The organism is Nonomuraea sp. NPDC050691 (assembly GCF_040654455.1).
GTDB lineage: Bacteria > Actinomycetota > Actinomycetes > Streptosporangiales > Streptosporangiaceae > Nonomuraea.
Map to the genome: position 1 here is coordinate 1 of NZ_JBFAIA010000091.1, position 15,715 is coordinate 15,715.

Sequence of the window (15,715 nt, forward strand, 5' to 3'; positions counted from 1 at the left end):
GGCGCCCACGGCATGGGCGGCTGGCAGGCCGCCCGCCTCGCCCTGCGCGAGAGCCGGCGCCGCGTCAGGCGACGTCCGCCCGGCTGACGACCGCCGCGCGAAGCGCTCACCCCTGACATGCTGCGCCGGCCCGCCCACCGTGTGCGACGGCCTGGCCACGGGCCGGGCGCCGCGTCGCGATGACGCCGGCCGCCGTGGCCATGGTCACGCAGAGCGGCGTGTAGAGGAACAGGTTCAGCCAGTAGAACGGGGTCGCGGCGTCCGCGCCGATCCCGAGGATCCACACCAGGCCGGCCGCCGCGCGCACCAGCGTCCCGGCGGCCACGGCGCCCGTGACCACCCGCGCGGGCAGGCCGCCCCGGCCGCGGGAGCACGCGAGGACCGCCACGGCCCCGGCGGTGAGCACGACGACGAGCGGCACCAGGACGCGCGGGGTGAAGGGCACCTCGAAGTTCAGCACCGCCCGCGAGAGCGACCCGACGTCGTGGGCGGGCCAGGTGCTGCCGGTCAGCCAGTACAGGTGCGCGGCGGCGTCGGTGAGGAGGACGGCGGCGGTCAGGACGCCGAGGCGTGAAGTGTTCATACCCGGCAAGAGCCGGCGAATGGCGCGATGGTTCCATGGAACTTTCCCCGGGTTCCATGGAACCTTTCGCGCCCCTCTCGCCTCCGGATGGACATGAGCTGGCCTGTTGCCGATCTGGACCCCGTACGACGGCTGCGCGCGCTCGCCGCCGCCATCCCCGGGGCGTACGTCGCCGAGCGCGTCATTCCCGCACCCTTCGCCACGGTCTGGGCCGTGGCGGGCGACCTGGAGAAGGAGTTCGGCACGTTCGAACCCGACATGCGGCGTCTCACCGTCGAGTCCGCGCGCCCGAACGGCCGCCTCGTGGCCAGGGCCCGCAGCCGGTACGGCATGCGCGCCCGGTTCGACGTCGACCTGCGGCCGGGCTGGTGCTGGATGCAGAGCCGGTTCCTGCTCGTGGGCCTGGCCGCGACGGCCGTGCCGGAGGGCACCCTGGTCGCGCAGACGGGCGGGGTCCGCGTCCCGGGCCGCGCCGCGCTGGTGCCGTGGGGTGTGCGGGCGGCCGGGGACAGGGCGCTGGCCCGGCTCGCGGCCCGCGTCGCCGGGAGCCCGTCATGACGCCCGCGCTGGTGCGCGCCGCCCAGCGGGGCGACACGATGGCCATGAACGACCTGCTCGCCGAGCTGACGCCGTACCTGGGGCGGATCTGCGGCCCCATCGCGCTGGACAGCGGGCCCGACGCCGTCCAGGAGGCCCTGATCGCGATCTTCCGGCATCTGCGGGACCTGCGCGAACCCGAGGCCCTGCACGGCTGGGCCCGGGCGATAGCCGTGCGGGAGGCCGTCAGGATCTCCCGGCGCGACGGCCGCTCCAGCCCGGCGGAGCTGGCCGGGCTGCCGTCGCCGCACGACGTCGAGCGCGCCGTGGACATCCGGGACGTGCTGGAACGCCTGTCGCCCGAGCATCGGGCGGTGCTGGTGCTGCGCGACCTGGAAGGGCTGCCGGAGGAGACCGCGGCGCGGATGCTGCGAGTCCCCTCCGGCACGGTCAAGTCCCGGCTGCACCGGGCGCGCGCCGGCTTCCGCCGGGCCTGGCAGGGCTGAGGAACCCCTTCGGGCTAGCTCTCGCCGAGTTCCTCGGTGAGAGCCGCGGCGAAGGCGTCCACGTCGGCCTCGGTGGTGTCGAAGGCGCACATCCAGCGCACCTCGCCCGTCGCCGGGTTCCAGACGTAGAAGCGGAAGCGCTTCTGCAGGCGCTCGGTGACGTCGGGCGGCAGGATGGCGAAGACGGCGTTGGCCTCGACGGGCCGCGGCACCTCCACGCCCGGCAGGCCGCGCACCGCCTCGGCCAGCCGGGCGCCCATGGCGTTGGCCTGGCGGGCGTTGCGCAGCCACAGGTCGCCCGACAGCAGCGCCAGGAACTGGGCGGAGACGAAGCGCATCTTCGACGACAGCTGCATGAACGTCTTGCGCAGGTAGTCGATGCCGGTGGCCGCCTCAGGGTTGAGGACCACGACCGCCTCGCCGTACAACATGCCGATCTTGGTGCCGCCGAAGGAGAGCACGTCCACGCCCGCGTCGGTGGTCAGCGCCCGCATGGGCACGTCGAGCGCGGCTGCGGCGTTGGTCAGGCGCGAGCCGTCCAGGTGGACGAGCATGCCGTGCTCGTGGGCGTGGGAGCAGATCGCGGCGATCTCGTCCGGCGTGTAGAGGGTGCCCAGCTCGGTGGTGTTGGAGATGGACACCACGCGCGGCTGGGCCCGGTGGACGTCGCCGAAGCCCCACGCCTGCCGGTCGATCAGCTCGGGCGTGAGCTTGCCGTCGGGCGTGGGCACGGTGAACAGCTTGATGCCGCCCACCACTTCGGGGGCGCCGCCCTCGTCGGTGTGGATGTGGGCCGTCTCCGCGCACACGACCGCCTCCCAGGGGGCGAGCATGGAGCGCAGCGAGACGACGTTGGCGGCGGTGCCGTTGAACACCGGCCACGCCTGCGCCGTCTCGCCGAAGTGCCGGCGGAAGACGTCGGCCAGCGCCTCGGTGTAGACGTCGTCGCCGTAGGCGATCTGGTGGCCGCCGTTGGCCTCGGCGATGGCCTGGAGGATCTCCGGGTGGACGCCGGCGTAGTTGTCGCTGGCGAAGCCCTTGAGCGAGGGGTCGTGCCGTGGTGTCACGTCGTGAGGTCCTGTCGGGTTCCGTTGATCTGCGCGGCGGGCCGGTCGTAGAGCCCGCCGATGGCCTGGGCGAGGTCGCGCACGTCGGTGAACCCGGCGAAGCGCGCCTCGGGCTTGGCCGCGCGCATGGCGTCGTTGACCAGCGCCTTGATGACGAGGATGACGGCCGCGGAATCGGTGTCGCGCAGCGCGTCGGCCAGGGACAGGGTCCACGCCTCGGCGGCGGCCTTGGCCGCGGCGTAGACGGCGCCGCCGGCCGTGGGCCGCTGCGCCGCCTGCGCCGAGACGATGACGAAGCGGCCGTTGGCGCTCCTGCGCAGCAGCGGCTCGAAGGCCAGCGACACGTGCTGGAGCGTGCGGATGAGCAGGGCGTGCAGGGCGTCCCAGTCGTCGAGGCTGGTCTCGGCGAAGCTCTTGGCGCCGCGCCAGCCGCCGACGAGGTGGATGACGCCGTCGACGAGGCCGTGCTCCTTCTCCACGCGCGCCGCGAACGACTGGACCGCCTCCCGGTCGAGCAGGTCGACCTCGTCACGGTCGACGCCGACGACGGTGTGCCCGCCGGCCCGGAAGTGGTCGGCCACGGCCTGGCCGGTGGGGCCCGCGGCCCCGGTCACCACGATGATCATCCCCGGATCCCCTTCGTCGACTCGACCACGTCGGCCAGCTTACGGCGCAGCGCCTCGTAGAACATGCTCAGGGGGAACTCGTCGGGCAGCACCGCGTCCACCTTGGCCTTCTGCTCCTCGGGCAGCGCCTCGACGCCCTTGGCCCAGGTCGAGGCCGGGTGCGGCTCGACGTAGGCGGTGACCAGCTCGTAGGCGGCCAGCCAGTGGGCCAGCTTGGAGCGGTCGATGCTGTCGCGGTAGAGCTTCTCGACCTCGCCGCGCAGGTCGGCGACGCCGTCGGCGACCCGCTCCCAGTCGACGCTGAGCCGGTTGTCGGTCCAGCGCACGATGTCGTTGCGGTGCAGGTAGGCGAACAGGAGCTGGCCGCCGAGCCCGTCGTAGTTGCGCACCCGCTCACCGGTGATGGGGAAGCGGAAGAGCCGGTCGAACAGGATGGCGATCTGCACGTAGCGGGCGTGCGGCACGCCCCGCTCCTCCAGCTTGACCGCCTCGCCGAACGCGGTCAGGTCGCAGCGCAGCTCCTCCAGCGAGTACAGCCAGTACGGCATGCGCTGCTTGATCATGAACGGGTCGAACGGCAGGTCGCCGTGGCTGTGGGTGCGGTCGTGGATGAGGTCCCACAGCACGAACGTGTCCTGGGCGAGCTGCTGCGAGGCGAGCAGCCGGGCGGCGTCCGGCGGCAGGTCGAGCCGGAGCGTCTCGGTCGCCGCGCCCGACACCCGCCGGAAGCGGGCGGCCTCGCGGTCGGCGAAGATGCCGCCCCAGGTGAAGCGGGCCGGCGCCTGCCGCACGGCGACGGTCTCGGGGAAGAGCACGGCCGAGTGGGTGTCGTAGCCGGAGGTGAAGTCCTCGAACGCGATGGGCACGAACATCGGGTTGTCGTAGCCGCCGGCCTCCAGCTCGGCCAGCCAGCCGGGCCAGATGGTGCGCAGCCAGACCGCTTCGAGGTTGCGGTTCGGGTTGCCGTTCTGGGTGTACATGGGGAACACCACCAGGTGCTCCAGCCCGTCGATCCGCTGGGTGTCGGGGTGGAAGCGCTCCAGCGAGGCGAGGAAGTCCGGCACGCCGAGGTCCTGGCCGGCCCAGGCGGCCAGGTCGTCCTGGACGGCCTGGAGGTAGGCGGCGTCGTGGGGGAAGTGCGGGGCGAGCTCGGCCACGCGGGCGGCGATGACGCCGACCAGCTCCTTGGCCCGCTCCTTGCCCTCGGGCACGGAGCCGTCCTTCACCTGGAGGGGGCGCAGCTCCTCGACGGCCGCCTTGAGCCGGGCGAACAGCGCGGCCTTGGCCTCGTCGCGGCCGGCGGCCGAGGCGGCGGCGGCGGGCACGCGGGCCGCCCAGGTGACGACGTTGCTCCAGAGCCTCCGGTGGTCGTGGTCGTCGAGGGAGTCGTCGCCGAACAGGTCGGAGTCGGCGAAGACGACCACCCGGCCCTGGCCGTACGTCAGGGCGACGGCGAGGGGCTCACCGGCGGGGGCGGCCTGCGGCGAGGTGGCGAACAGGACGGTGGCGTCCTGCCCGGCGGTGAGGACGCCGGAGCGGTAGAAGCAGGCGCGCTTCACACCGGCGAGCAGCCCGTCGCCGGTGGCCGGCTCGGCGACGACCCACGTGGCGACGCCCTGATGGGCGTGCCCGGGGTCGCGCACGGTGGTGTGCCGGACGCCGACGCCGAAGCGGGCGAGCAGGTCGGCCAGGTTGCTGCCGTACTTGTCCTGCTCCTCCTCGGCGAGCACGACGAGCCCGCCGCCGCCGGCGACGAAGTCGTGTACGGCGTCGAGCTCGGCGTCGGTGAAGACCGGGGCGCCGAGGCCGGTGGTGCGCTCCCACCGCTCGTCCGCCGGGTGGGCGATGACCAGCACGTCCTGGTCCTGGAGCGCTCCACCCGTCAGCGGGCCGTCGGTGTGGGCGGCCACCGTGTGCCCCAGGTGCCGCAGCAGCCCGGCCGCGCGGGCGTAGCTGCTGTCGTCGGGGTGGGCGGGGTTGATGGCCTCGGCCACGTCACGGCGGATGGTCCACGACTCGTTGTGGGCCTCGTCGAACAGCACCCTGGGGAAAGCCTGCATGAAAGATCTCCTGTAACTCCCGCTTCCAAACGGAAAATATACACACAGGCCCCCGAATCCTCACAAAAGGCTTCCGGATGCTGAGATTCACGCGGCTCCCGGCCGCACCACCCCCGACTCGTACGCGAAGACGACCGCCTGCGCCCGGTCGCGCAGGTCCAGCTTCATGAGCACCCGCGCCACGTGCGTCTTGACCGTGGCCTCGCCGACGAACAGCTCCTTGGCGATCTCGGCGTTGGTGATGCCGCGGGCCAGCAGCCGCAGCACCTCCAGCTCGCGCGGGGTCAGCTCGCCCAGCCGCGGCGAGGGCGTCGGGTCGCGGCGGCCGGCGAAGGAGGCGATGACCCGGCTCGTCACCGCGGGGTCGAGCAGCGCGTCGCCGGCGTGGACCACCCGGATGGCCTCCAGCAGCTGCTCGGGCGGCGACACCTTCAGCAGGAAGCCGCTGGTGCCGGCCTGCAGCGCGGCGTACAGGTTCTCGTCGCTGTCGAAGGTGGTCAACGTGATGATCTTGGGTGGGGACGGCGCGTCGAGCAGCTCCTTGGCCGCCGACAGCCCGTCGAGGCGGGGCATGGAGATGTCCATCAGGACGATGTCGGGACGGGTGCGCCGGGCCACGGCGACGGCCTCGCGCCCGTCGGCGGCCTCACCCACCACGTCCATGCCCGGCTCGGCCTCCAGGATCATGCGGAGGCCGGCCCTGATCATCGCCTGGTCGTCCGCGATGACGATACGTATGCTCACACGCGGAGACTAGACGGCCCCGGGCGGATTGGACACCCAGGTCAAGCCGCGTACAAGTGGCTTACAAGATCACAAGTCGGACAGGGGTCACGACAGGCGCACGCTCTGGCGCACGCGCGCCTGCACGGCGTCGTCACAGGTGTTGCGGGCGCAGAAGTAGAGCAGGAGCATCGGCTTGGGCTTGCGGTCCACGACGTAGCCGACGAAGCCGAGCCGGGCGCCGCTGTCGCGGTCGGTCAGCGATCCCGTGTAGCGGGTGGCGGGGCTGGTGCCCGCCTGCTCGGTCACCGGGCCGTTCACGTCGATCTTGCCGGGCAGCAGGCCTTCGAGCATGGCCTTCATCTGCGCGTCCGTGGCCGTGGTGCTGAGGGTGTCGGAGACCTGGACGTACACGCCGGTCGCGTTCTCGGGGTCGTCGGTGATGATCGGCACCACCGGCGTCCAGTCCGCGCCGGCCCCGGAGACGAACATCGACTCGAACTCCGGCGCGTGCGGAGAGACCAGGGCGAACAGATCCTCATGGGTGCGCACCGTCCAGTCGGCCGGGAACTCGAAGCCGACCGGCGCGGCCGTGGTGGGCCGGTAGCGGGCCCACGCCTCGCCCCGCTGGCTCATCACGAGCAGCACGACGAGCACGAGCGCCGCGACGGCCGCCGTGATCGTGGCCGCGATGACCGGCAACCGGCCCGGCCTGCCGGTCCCGCCGCGGACGGCCGGCCGGCGGGGCCGCACCGGCACGGGAGCGGCGAGCGGCTGGGCGTCCAGGTGGCCGCTCATCGCGTCGCGCAGCGCGGCCACGAACGCGCCGCAGGTCGGGTAGCGCTGCTCGGGCGACTTGGCCAGCGCCCGCTCCATCACGGCGTCCACCTCGGGCGGCAGCTCGGGCCGCATCTGCGACAGCGGCGTCGGCTGCTCGGCCAGGTGCGCCCACAGCAGCGCGATGTCGTTGTCGCGCTGGAACGGCAGCCGCCCCGACAGCGCCTCGTAGACGACGCAGGCCAGCGCGTACTGGTCGCAGCGGCCGTCGATGTGCTCCTTGTTGATCTGCTCGGGCGACATGTACCGGGGGGTGCCGATGAACTGGTCGGTCTGCGTCAGCCCGGAGATCGACGTGCGGTGCTTGGTGATGCCGAAGTCGGTCAGGTAGACGTGGTCGCCGGCCAGCAGGATGTTGGCCGGCTTGACGTCGCGGTGGATCAGGTCGTGGGCGTGCGCGGCGTCGAGCGCGGCGGCCACCTGGGCGAAGATCTGGTTGGCCTGGGCCAGCGGCAGCGGCCCCCGGTCGTAGATGAGGCGGCGCAGGTCGAGGCCGTCGACGTAGCGCATCGAGATGTACAGCACGCCGTCGACGTCGGCGTTGGCCTCGTAGATCGGGATGATGTTGGGGTGCTCGATGCTGGCGACCGTCCTGGACTCCAGGATGAACCGCTGCCGGAAGCGGTCGTCCACGCTCAGCACCGGATTGAGGATCTTGAGCGCGACCCGGCGGCTCAGCCGGGGATCCAGGGCGAGGTAGACGACGGCCATGCCGCCCTTGCCGACGATGTCCTCGATGTAATAGCCGGCCACCTCCTGGCCGATGAGTGATCTTTCGTTCACCTGCATCACGTCTCGCTGGGGTGACCGCAGTAGCCGCAGAACCGGTGCGCGGCGCCCAGCCGCATCCCGCAGGCCGTGCAGTACTTGACGGACGTCTCCTGCGCCGTCAGCACCTGCTTCTGCTGCGGGATCACCGCGAACGGCTGGGAGCGCCGGACGACCACGGTCTGGTTGGCCCCCTCGTCCAGCGGCTGCGGGGGCACGGCGACCAGCGGCGGCGGCTCGGGTTTGGGCTCGGGGCCGCGCCGGCGCCGCCACAGCAGGACCGCCCCGGTCGCCGCGGCCAGGAACAGCACCCCGGCCGCCACGATGAACGGCCACAGCGGGGTGGAGGCGCGCGGCGGCACGGCGACCGGCCGGACCCCGCGGTCCTCGGGGCCGCCCCTCTTGGCCAGGGAGTCCTTGAGCAGCCCGGCGGCCACCACGTTGCCCGGGTATAGCTCCAGCACGCGCTGGAAGCCGGGCGCGGCCTCGGTGTAGTACTTCGTGTGGTAGCGGGTCAGCGCCGCCTCGAACGCCGAGTCGATCGCGCCCCGGCGCGGGGCGACGCCCGCCTTGGTCAGCGCCGAGGTGATCTCCCTGACGCCGATCATCCGGGCGGCCCGGCCGCCGCCGATGAGCATGCCGACGACGTGGCCGTCCTTGTCGCCGATGACGGGCGCGCCGCGCAGGCCGCGGTCGGCCAGGCCGGCCAGTTTCACCGGCTCGTCCACCTTCTTCTCGGGGTCGGCGAACGGCCGGCCGTTCTCGCCGGCGCCGCCGCCCTTGCTCAGATGGGCGATCTCGACGGTGGTCTGCACGGTGGGGCCGGGCTTGCCGAGGAAACCGGCCACGTTGGTGGGCGAACCGGCCGACTCGGGCACCCGGTCGGCGAGCGGGGCGGTGGGCAGGCCGACGCCGCCCACGACCCTGCTGGAGGTCTGGAGCACGGCCGGAGTGTCCGGGCCGGGCCCGGCCTTGACCAGGTCCGCCTTGAGGCCCTTGGGGTCGGCCGGCGAGACGTTCGGGAAGACCGTGATGTCGGTCCTGATGCTGTAGATGCAGGTGGCCTTGGAGCTCAGAGGAGGGTAGCACTGCTGGAGATGGCGGTCGAGCACGTCGTCCTTGAGCTTGTGCCGCTCGAAGTCGGCCGGGATCTTCACGTTGTGGTGCGCGGCGAAGATCTTGTTGGCGGCGTACACCGCGAGGTCCTGCTCGCTCTTGACCACGCGGGTGAGCGTGACGATCCCGCCCTCGGGGTGGACCACGATCCCGGTGCCGGCGCCGATGGGCACCTGGTAGGACCGTTCCACGTGGATGAGGTCCCGGATGTGGTCCAGGAGCGTGATGTCGATGTGCGCGGTGGCCTCGACGCGGACCACGGCGGGGGTGACGAGGTCGGTGATGCCGCTGGGGTGTTCGTGCGCGGCGGCCGGGAGTGCCAGAGGAATGGACAGCGGGAGGAACAGCGCCATCAGCGCCACGGCGGCGCCGCCGGCCAGAGCTGTGAGACGAGCCATCGCCGCTCCGTTTCGCAGGATTGTAAACAGCGTCCCAATCACCTGCCGTAAGTCAAGAGAGGCGCCCGTAGACAAGCGCTTGCTTGTTGTCTAACGTACCGGAATGGGCTTCGCGATCGGCGTGGACGTCGGCGGCACCTTCACCGACGTGGTCCTGCGCCGCCCCTCGGGCGCGGTCACCGTGACCAAGTGTTTGAGCACCCACGACGACCCCATCGCGGGGATCGTCACCGGCGTTACGCGTGTGCTCTCCGGACTCGACCCTGCGCTCGTGACACGGGTGGTCCACGCGACCACGCTGGCCACCAACGCGGTGCTGGAACGCACGGGCGTGCGCGTCGCGTTCGTCACCACCCAGGGGTTCCGCGCGGTCGTGCCGCTCGGCCGGTACGCGCGGGTCGAGGAGGACCGGTACGACCTGCGTTTCACGCCCCCTCCGCCTCCCGTGGACCCGGGCGACTGCTTCGAGGTGACCGAGCGGATCTCGGCCCGTGGCGAGGTGCTGACCCCGCTCGACGAGGACTCCGCCCGGCGGGCCGCCGCCGAGATCGCCCGGCGCGGCATCACGTCGGCGGCCGTGTGCCTGCTGCACTCCTACGCCGACCCCGCGCACGAGCGGCGCGTGACGGCCATCCTGCGCGAACACGTGCCGGACGTGGTGGCCTCCTCGGAGGTGTGGCCGGAGATCCGTGAGTACGAACGGGCCACCACGACCATCATGTCGGCCTATGTCGGGCCGCTCATGGCGTCGTACCTGTCGCGCCTGGAGGACGCGCTGGCCGCGCTGGGCGTGCGCGCCCCCGTCCACGTCATGGAGTCGGGCGGCGGCGTCATGTCGGCCCGCCTGGCCGCCCGGCGGGCCGTGGCCACCATCGAGTCCGGGCCCGCGGCCGGGGTGCTCGCCGCGGCGGCCACCGGCCTCGGGGACGTGATCTCGTTCGACATGGGCGGCACCACCGCCAAGGCGTGCGTGGTGCGCGGCGGGCGGCCGGAGATCACGCACGAGTTCCACGTCGGCGGCAAGGGCAGCTTCGGCGGGCGGCGCGCCGGCACCGGCGTGCCCATCAAGACGCCCGCCATCGACCTGGCCGAGGTCGGCGCGGGCGGTGGCAGCGTCGCCTGGATCGACGCCGCCGGGGCCCTGCGCGTCGGGCCGCACTCGGCGGGCTCCTCCCCCGGCCCCGCCTGCTACGGGCTCGGCGGCGGCGAGCCCACCGTGACCGACGCCAACCTCGTCCTCGGTTACCTGGCCGCCGCGTCCATCCCGCTGTCGCCGTCGCTCGCCGGCAAGGCCCTCGACCGGCTGGCCGAGCCCCTCGGCGTGTCGCGGGCCGAGGCCGCCCACGCCGTCCACACGATCGTGAGCGCCGCCATGGCCGCGGCCGTGCACGTCGTGACCGTGCAGCGGGGGATCGACCCCCGCGGGTTCGCGCTCGTGGCCTTCGGCGGGGCGGGACCCGCGCACGCGGCGCGGGTCGCCGAGCGGTTCGGGATCGGGCTCGTCGTGGTGCCCGAACACTGCGGGGTCGCCTCCGCCGCCGGCCTGCTGGCCGGGGAACTGTCGGCCGACCGGGTGCTGTCGCGGCTCGGCGCCGGCGATCCGGAGGCGGTCTTCGCCGAGCTGACGTCCGCGGCGGCGGCCGACCTCGGGGTGTCGCCGGACGACCCCGGGGTGCGGGTCGAGCGGTCGGTGGACGCGCGCTTCCTCGGGCAGTCGCACGACCTGACGGTGGCGTGGGACCCGTCGCGGGAGAGGCTGGAGTCGCGGTTCTTCTCCCGGTACGCGCAGGTGTACGGGATCGAGCAGCGGGGGGAGGTCGAGCTGGTCGGGTACCGGGTACGGGTCACCCTGGCGGCCCCGACGGCCGTGGCGGCTCCGGCGGCTCCGGCTCCGGCTCCGGCTCCGGCTCCGGCTCCGGCGGGAAGGTCACCCGCCGATCCCCCTCCCGGAACCACGCCCGCAGAGTCGCCCCTCGCCCCACCTGGGGAGCCGCCCCTCGCCCCCTCCGCCGGGGCCGCGTCCGGAGAGACGTCTCCTCAGCCGCCGCCCGGGACGCGTCCGGCGTACTTCCCCGAGCTGGGCGGCCACACCGAGACGCCCGTGCACACCCGCGCCACCCTGGCGGCCCTGCGCGCGCTGCCCGGCCCGGCGATCGTCGAGGACGCCGAGTCCACCATCGTGGTGCCGCCCGGCTGGACGGCCCGGCTCGGTCCCGGGCGCGCCGTCCACCTCACCCGCGCCCCCTCCACCGGCACCCAAGCCTCCTCTCACGGCACCCGCGCCCTCTCCCCCAGCGCCCGTGTCTCCTCCACCGGCTCCGGAGAGGAGGCTCGGGATGTCTGACACGCTCACCGCGGACGTGCTGCGCAACGCCCTCGTGGTCGCCGCGGAGGAGGCGAGCATCGTGGTGGTGCGCTCGGCCTACTCGACGTTCATCGTCGAGGGCTCGGACGCGTCCGCCGCCCTTCTCGACGCCGACGGGCGGCTGATCGCCCAGTCCATGGCCACGACCCTCATGAACAGCATGGCCCTCAAGGTCGCGCTGCCCGAGCTGGTCGCCGACATCCCGCTCGCCTCCATGCGGCCGGGCGACGCGTACGTGCTCAACGACGCCTACCGGGGCGGCGTCCACACCAACGACCTGCTCGTCTACCGGCCCGTGTTCGTCGGCGGACAGCCCGCGTACTTCACCGCCACCATGATCCACGTCTCGGACCTGGGCGGGCTGTCGGCGGGCGGCATGGCGCCGCTGGCCACGGACATCTTCCTGGAAGGGCTCCAGCTCCCGCCGATCCGCCTGGCGACGGCCGCCGGGATCGAGCCCGCGGTCGAGGCGGTCCTGCGCGCCAACAGCCGTACCCCGGACAAGGTCATGGGCGACGTGCGGGCGCTGATCGCCGGCACCGCGGTGGCCGCCGCCCGGCTCGGCGCGCTCGTCGAGGAGTACGGCGAGACAGGCCTGGCCGAGGGCATCGAGGCGTACCTCGGCTACACGGAGGCCCGCACCCGTGCGGCGCTGGCGGAGCTGCCGGCGGGCCGGTTCGCCGCGTCGTACCCGATCGACGACGACGGCATCGACCTCGCCACCCCGCACCACGTCCGGGTCACCCTCACCCTGCCCGGCCCCGAAGCGGCGGGTCCGGGAACGGATGCGGGCGCGAGTGCGGACCCGGGCGCGGGTGCGAGCCCGGGAGTGGGGGCGAGCCCGGGAGTGGACGCGGTGGTGGACTTCGCCGGCACGGACCCGCAGGTGCCGGCGGCGATCAACGCGTCGGCGTCGCAGTCGCTCGCGGCGGCGGTCTTCGCGGTGCGCTGCTTCCTCGACCCGGCCATCCCCATGAACGACGGCTGCCTGCGCGCCATCGACGTGCGGCTGCCCGCCGGGTCGCTGCTCGACGCCCGCGCCCCGTACCCGTGCGGCGGCCGGTACGTGCCGATCTACGCCGCCATGGAGGCCGTCCTCCAGGCGCTGTCGGACGCGGTGCCGGAACGGGCGATCGCGGCGAGCGGGATCCTGCAGCCGTTCTCGATCGCGGCCCTGGGGGCGCCGTACTGGATCCATCTGGCGTACGACTTCGGCGGGGTCGGGGCCCGGCGGGGGCTCGACGGGCCGGACGCGACGGGCGTGCACTTCGGGATCGGCCGCAACTCGGTGCCCCAGGCGGAGCCGGTGGAGAGCCGCTGCCCGCTGCTGGTGGAGTCGGTCGAGACCATCCCCGACTCGGGCGGTCCCGGCCGGTTCCGAGGCGGGCTGGGGTCGCGCACGGTGTACCGGTTCCTGGCGGACTGCCACGTGACGACGCGCGGCGACCGGCTGCGCCTGGCCCCTCCGGGCCGGGACGGCGGGCTGCCGGGGCGCCTCGGCGGCTTCTACCGGCGTCACCTGGACGGGACGCTGGAGCGGCTGGCATCGAAGGTGAACAACGTCCGGTTCGCGGCCGGTGAGGCGTTCGTCGTGGAGACGACGGGGGGCGGCGGGATCGGCCCGCCGCTGGAGCGGGATCTTGCGGCGGTGGAGGAGGACGTGCGGGCGGGCCGCGTGTCCTTGCGGGGCGCCGCCGAGGACTACGGCGTCCGAGTGGATGCGGACGGCACGCTCAGCCGCGATCCCTCATGAGGTCAAGCTGACAGCGGCCTGGAGCTCGGCGATGACGCCTCCAGCCCATCACTCCCTGCCCTTCCGCAGTATTCCCTTTCAGTCCTCAGAAGGGGGAGTGTTACGGTACTTTCATGCATAACCGCGATGCGCTGTCGATCTACAAGTCGGACGCCGGCGCGCGAGAGATCCTGCGCCGCTACCGGGAGGCACTGCGCACCTGGCCGGTTCCCGCCGACCACATCCACATCCCCACCCGCCAGGGTGAGACCTTCGTCATCGCCTCCGGCCCCGAGCACGCGCCGCCCGTGGTCCTGCTGCACGGCTCCGGCACCAACACCGCGATGTGGCGCAACGACGTCACCGCCTGGTCGCGGCACTTCCGCGTGTACGCCATCGACCTCATCGGCGAACCGGGCCTGAGCGCCCCCTCGCGTCCCTCCCTTGACTCCGACGCGTACGCCCTGTGGCTGGACGAGGTGCTCGACGCGCTCGGCGTCACCAGCACCGCGATCGTCGGCATCTCCCTCGGCGGCTGGATGGCCCTGGACTACGCCACCCGCAGGCCAGGCCGGGTGACCCGCCTGGCACTGCTGTGCCCCGGCGGAGTGGGCAGGACCAAGTCGGCCTGGCTGCTCAAGGCCGTCCTGCTCCGCCCCTTCGGGAGCCGGGGCATGCGCCGGTCCGCACGCGGCGTCGCCGGCCTGGACAGGCAGCGGGACGAATCCATCCTCGATGACCTGGTGCTGACCTTCACGCAGTTCAGGCCACGCCGGGCGCACCTGCCCAGGTTCTCCGACGACGCGCTGCGCCGCCTGACCCAGCCGATGCTGGTGACGGTCGGCGACCGCGACGCCCTGCTCGACTCCTTCGACACCGCCCGGCGCATCCGCCGGTGCGTCCCCCACGCGGCCGTGCGTGTCCTGCCCGGAGTCGGACACGCGATCTTCGGCCAGACCGACTCCATCCTGACCTTCCTCCGGACTCCCCAGGGCTGACGTGTGCGGCGGGTCGCCGAATCGATCCCGATCCCCGTACCGGCGTCCGGGCCGATGCGGACGGCGCGCTCAGCCGCGCCGCGTCATGAGGTCGGCCGGGTCGAAGCTGACGGGGAACGGCTTGTGCAGGTCGGCGACGGCGCCGGCCTTGTGCGCCGACGGCGGCCCGTAGGTCTTGCCGTCCAGCTCGTAGACGTAGACGGTGGGGCCCTCGTCCATCTCGACGCGCCAGTAGACGGGGATGCCGGCGGCGGCGTAGGCCCCAGCCTTCAGCGATCGGTCCTGGGCCCTGCTGCTCGGGCTGACCACCTCCACGGCGAGCCGGATGTCGCAAGAAGAGAACATCAAACCCACGCTCTCGGTCGCCGCGGCGGGCACGACGACCACATCGGGGATCCAGAGGTCCACGTCGCTGACCCGGAGATTCACCGCTTGCAGGAGCTCCAGCTCGAGAGGGGCTGCGGCCTCCAGGATGGTGCAGATACGGCCGGTAACGCGCTGGTGCAGCGGTGTGGGGGCAGGGCTCACCAGCAGGCTCCCATTGAAGAGCTCATAGCGATTCCCGTCGTCCGGGAATTTGAGCAGGTCGTCGACGGTGAACGGTGGTACGCCTGGAAGGACCGTGCTCCCGGTGGTCGGTTCGGTCGTCGCCATCGCGGTCACCCACTCATTGTCGCGGAGCTCGCCCTCGGTCACATGCTACTTCCCCGATTTCCCTCACTCTTTGTCATCGGGTCGCCACGCTTCGGCGCCTTCGCGTACCGCCTGGTGAACGGCTCTCGCCAGGCGGGTGCCCCAGGTCGAGCGCGGCCCGCCGAAGAGCTCCTCCGCTCCCTCCTCCCGTACGGCCACACACACCGCGTCCGACGCCGTGCCCGTGCCCGCGAAACCCGTCTCCACCAGGGCCTGGGTCTTCGCCTCCGTCACCGTCATGACGGCGTTGACCAGCGCCGCGTCGGTCATCGCCACCGGTAACGCGGCCACGATGTTGATCGTGCCGACCGGTGGCGGCCCGAGCATGGGGGCCAGCTCCGGATCGGGCGCGCCCTCCGGAGCCGCCGCCCAGGTGGGAACGCGCAGCCCCACCGTGGCCACCACCTGGACGCCGCCGTCCGAGGCCGTGACGCGGCGCGAGACCGAGGCGGCCGTCATCATGCCCACCCCCTCCCCCGGCGGCGCCAGGGAGGCCAGGTGGCCGGCCGGGTCCATGCGGGAGTAACCCGCCACGACCTGGGCGTTCAGCACCCAGGCGCGCGGGCCGACGCCGCCGCCGAGCACCGCCGAGGAGATCATCCGCCAGCCCGGCCCGAACTCCCACAGCAGCGTCCCGAGCCGTGCCCCGTCCTCCTCGCGGTAGCCGAGCCTCACCCCGCCCGTCTCCTCCCCGTGGCCGGGACTC

Annotated in this window: 14 protein-coding genes; 5 read left to right on the top strand and 9 right to left on the bottom strand. The window is 73.0% G+C overall.

The window, feature by feature from the left end:
- Nucleotides 1-106: 106 nt before the first annotated feature.
- Nucleotides 107-583, bottom strand: coding sequence for a DUF3995 domain-containing protein (locus tag AB0H81_RS27465; protein ID WP_358380327.1), 477 nt, complete (start codon nt 581-583; stop codon nt 107-109).
- 93 nt (nt 584-676) lie between these two features.
- On the opposite strand from AB0H81_RS27465, the gene AB0H81_RS27470 reads away from it, so the two are divergent.
- Nucleotides 677-1,141: a hypothetical protein gene (locus AB0H81_RS27470; protein ID WP_358380329.1), complete on the top strand. Its 465-nt coding sequence runs from the start codon at nt 677-679 to the stop codon at nt 1,139-1,141.
- Nucleotides 1,138-1,626 (top strand): RNA polymerase sigma factor, encoded by a 489-nt coding sequence (locus AB0H81_RS27475; protein ID WP_358380331.1) that lies wholly within the window; start codon nt 1,138-1,140, stop codon nt 1,624-1,626. Before AB0H81_RS27470 ends, AB0H81_RS27475 begins: the two co-directional genes overlap by 4 nt.
- Nucleotides 1,627-1,640: 14 nt before the next feature.
- On the opposite strand, the gene AB0H81_RS27480 is transcribed toward AB0H81_RS27475, so the two are convergent.
- The 6 genes from AB0H81_RS27480 to AB0H81_RS27505 form a co-directional block, all read right to left on the bottom strand.
- Entirely contained in the window at nt 1,641-2,693 is a 1,053-nt protein-coding gene (locus AB0H81_RS27480; RefSeq protein WP_358380333.1) for a low specificity L-threonine aldolase, read from the bottom strand.
- On the bottom strand, nt 2,690-3,319 hold the full coding sequence (locus tag AB0H81_RS27485) for an SDR family NAD(P)-dependent oxidoreductase (RefSeq protein WP_358380335.1): 630 nt from the start codon (nt 3,317-3,319) through the stop codon (nt 2,690-2,692). Before AB0H81_RS27485 ends, AB0H81_RS27480 begins: the two co-directional genes overlap by 4 nt.
- Nucleotides 3,316-5,379, bottom strand: coding sequence for a DUF6421 family protein (locus tag AB0H81_RS27490; protein WP_358380337.1), 2,064 nt, complete (start codon nt 5,377-5,379; stop codon nt 3,316-3,318). Before AB0H81_RS27490 ends, AB0H81_RS27485 begins: the two co-directional genes overlap by 4 nt.
- Before the next feature lie 87 nt (nt 5,380-5,466).
- A complete protein-coding gene (locus AB0H81_RS27495; protein WP_358380339.1) occupies nt 5,467-6,123 on the bottom strand; it encodes a response regulator transcription factor in 657 nt (218 codons plus the stop codon).
- Between the two features lie 87 nt (nt 6,124-6,210).
- The gene (locus AB0H81_RS27500) at nt 6,211-7,728 is read right to left on the bottom strand and encodes a serine/threonine-protein kinase (RefSeq protein WP_358380341.1); all 1,518 of its coding nucleotides are present in this window, start codon (nt 7,726-7,728) and stop codon (nt 6,211-6,213) included.
- Entirely contained in the window at nt 7,728-9,221 is a 1,494-nt protein-coding gene (locus AB0H81_RS27505; protein ID WP_358380343.1) for a hypothetical protein, read from the bottom strand. The genes AB0H81_RS27500 and AB0H81_RS27505 overlap by 1 nt, the downstream gene beginning before the upstream one ends.
- A gap of 103 nt (nt 9,222-9,324) precedes the next feature.
- On the opposite strand from AB0H81_RS27505, the gene AB0H81_RS27510 reads away from it, so the two are divergent.
- The 3 genes from AB0H81_RS27510 (at nt 9,325) to AB0H81_RS27520 (ending at nt 14,316) form a co-directional block, all read left to right on the top strand.
- Nucleotides 9,325-11,565, top strand: a complete 2,241-nt coding sequence (locus AB0H81_RS27510; protein ID WP_358380345.1) for a hydantoinase/oxoprolinase family protein — start codon at nt 9,325-9,327, stop codon at nt 11,563-11,565.
- A complete protein-coding gene (locus AB0H81_RS27515) occupies nt 11,558-13,339 on the top strand; it encodes a hydantoinase B/oxoprolinase family protein (RefSeq protein ID WP_358380347.1) in 1,782 nt (593 codons plus the stop codon). The genes AB0H81_RS27510 and AB0H81_RS27515 overlap by 8 nt, the downstream gene beginning before the upstream one ends.
- Nucleotides 13,340-13,452: 113 nt before the next feature.
- On the top strand, nt 13,453-14,316 hold the full coding sequence (locus tag AB0H81_RS27520) for an alpha/beta fold hydrolase (RefSeq protein WP_358380349.1): 864 nt from the start codon (nt 13,453-13,455) through the stop codon (nt 14,314-14,316).
- 69 nt (nt 14,317-14,385) lie between these two features.
- Here AB0H81_RS27520 and AB0H81_RS27525 read toward each other — a convergent pair whose 3' ends face one another.
- Together AB0H81_RS27525 and AB0H81_RS27530 are read right to left on the bottom strand one after the other, a co-directional pair.
- Entirely contained in the window at nt 14,386-14,970 is a 585-nt protein-coding gene (locus AB0H81_RS27525) for a Uma2 family endonuclease (protein ID WP_358380379.1), read from the bottom strand.
- A 63-nt stretch (nt 14,971-15,033) separates the two neighbouring features.
- Entirely contained in the window at nt 15,034-15,684 is a 651-nt protein-coding gene (locus AB0H81_RS27530) for an adenosylcobinamide amidohydrolase (protein WP_358380381.1), read from the bottom strand.
- Between the last annotated feature and the right edge of the window lie 31 nt (nt 15,685-15,715).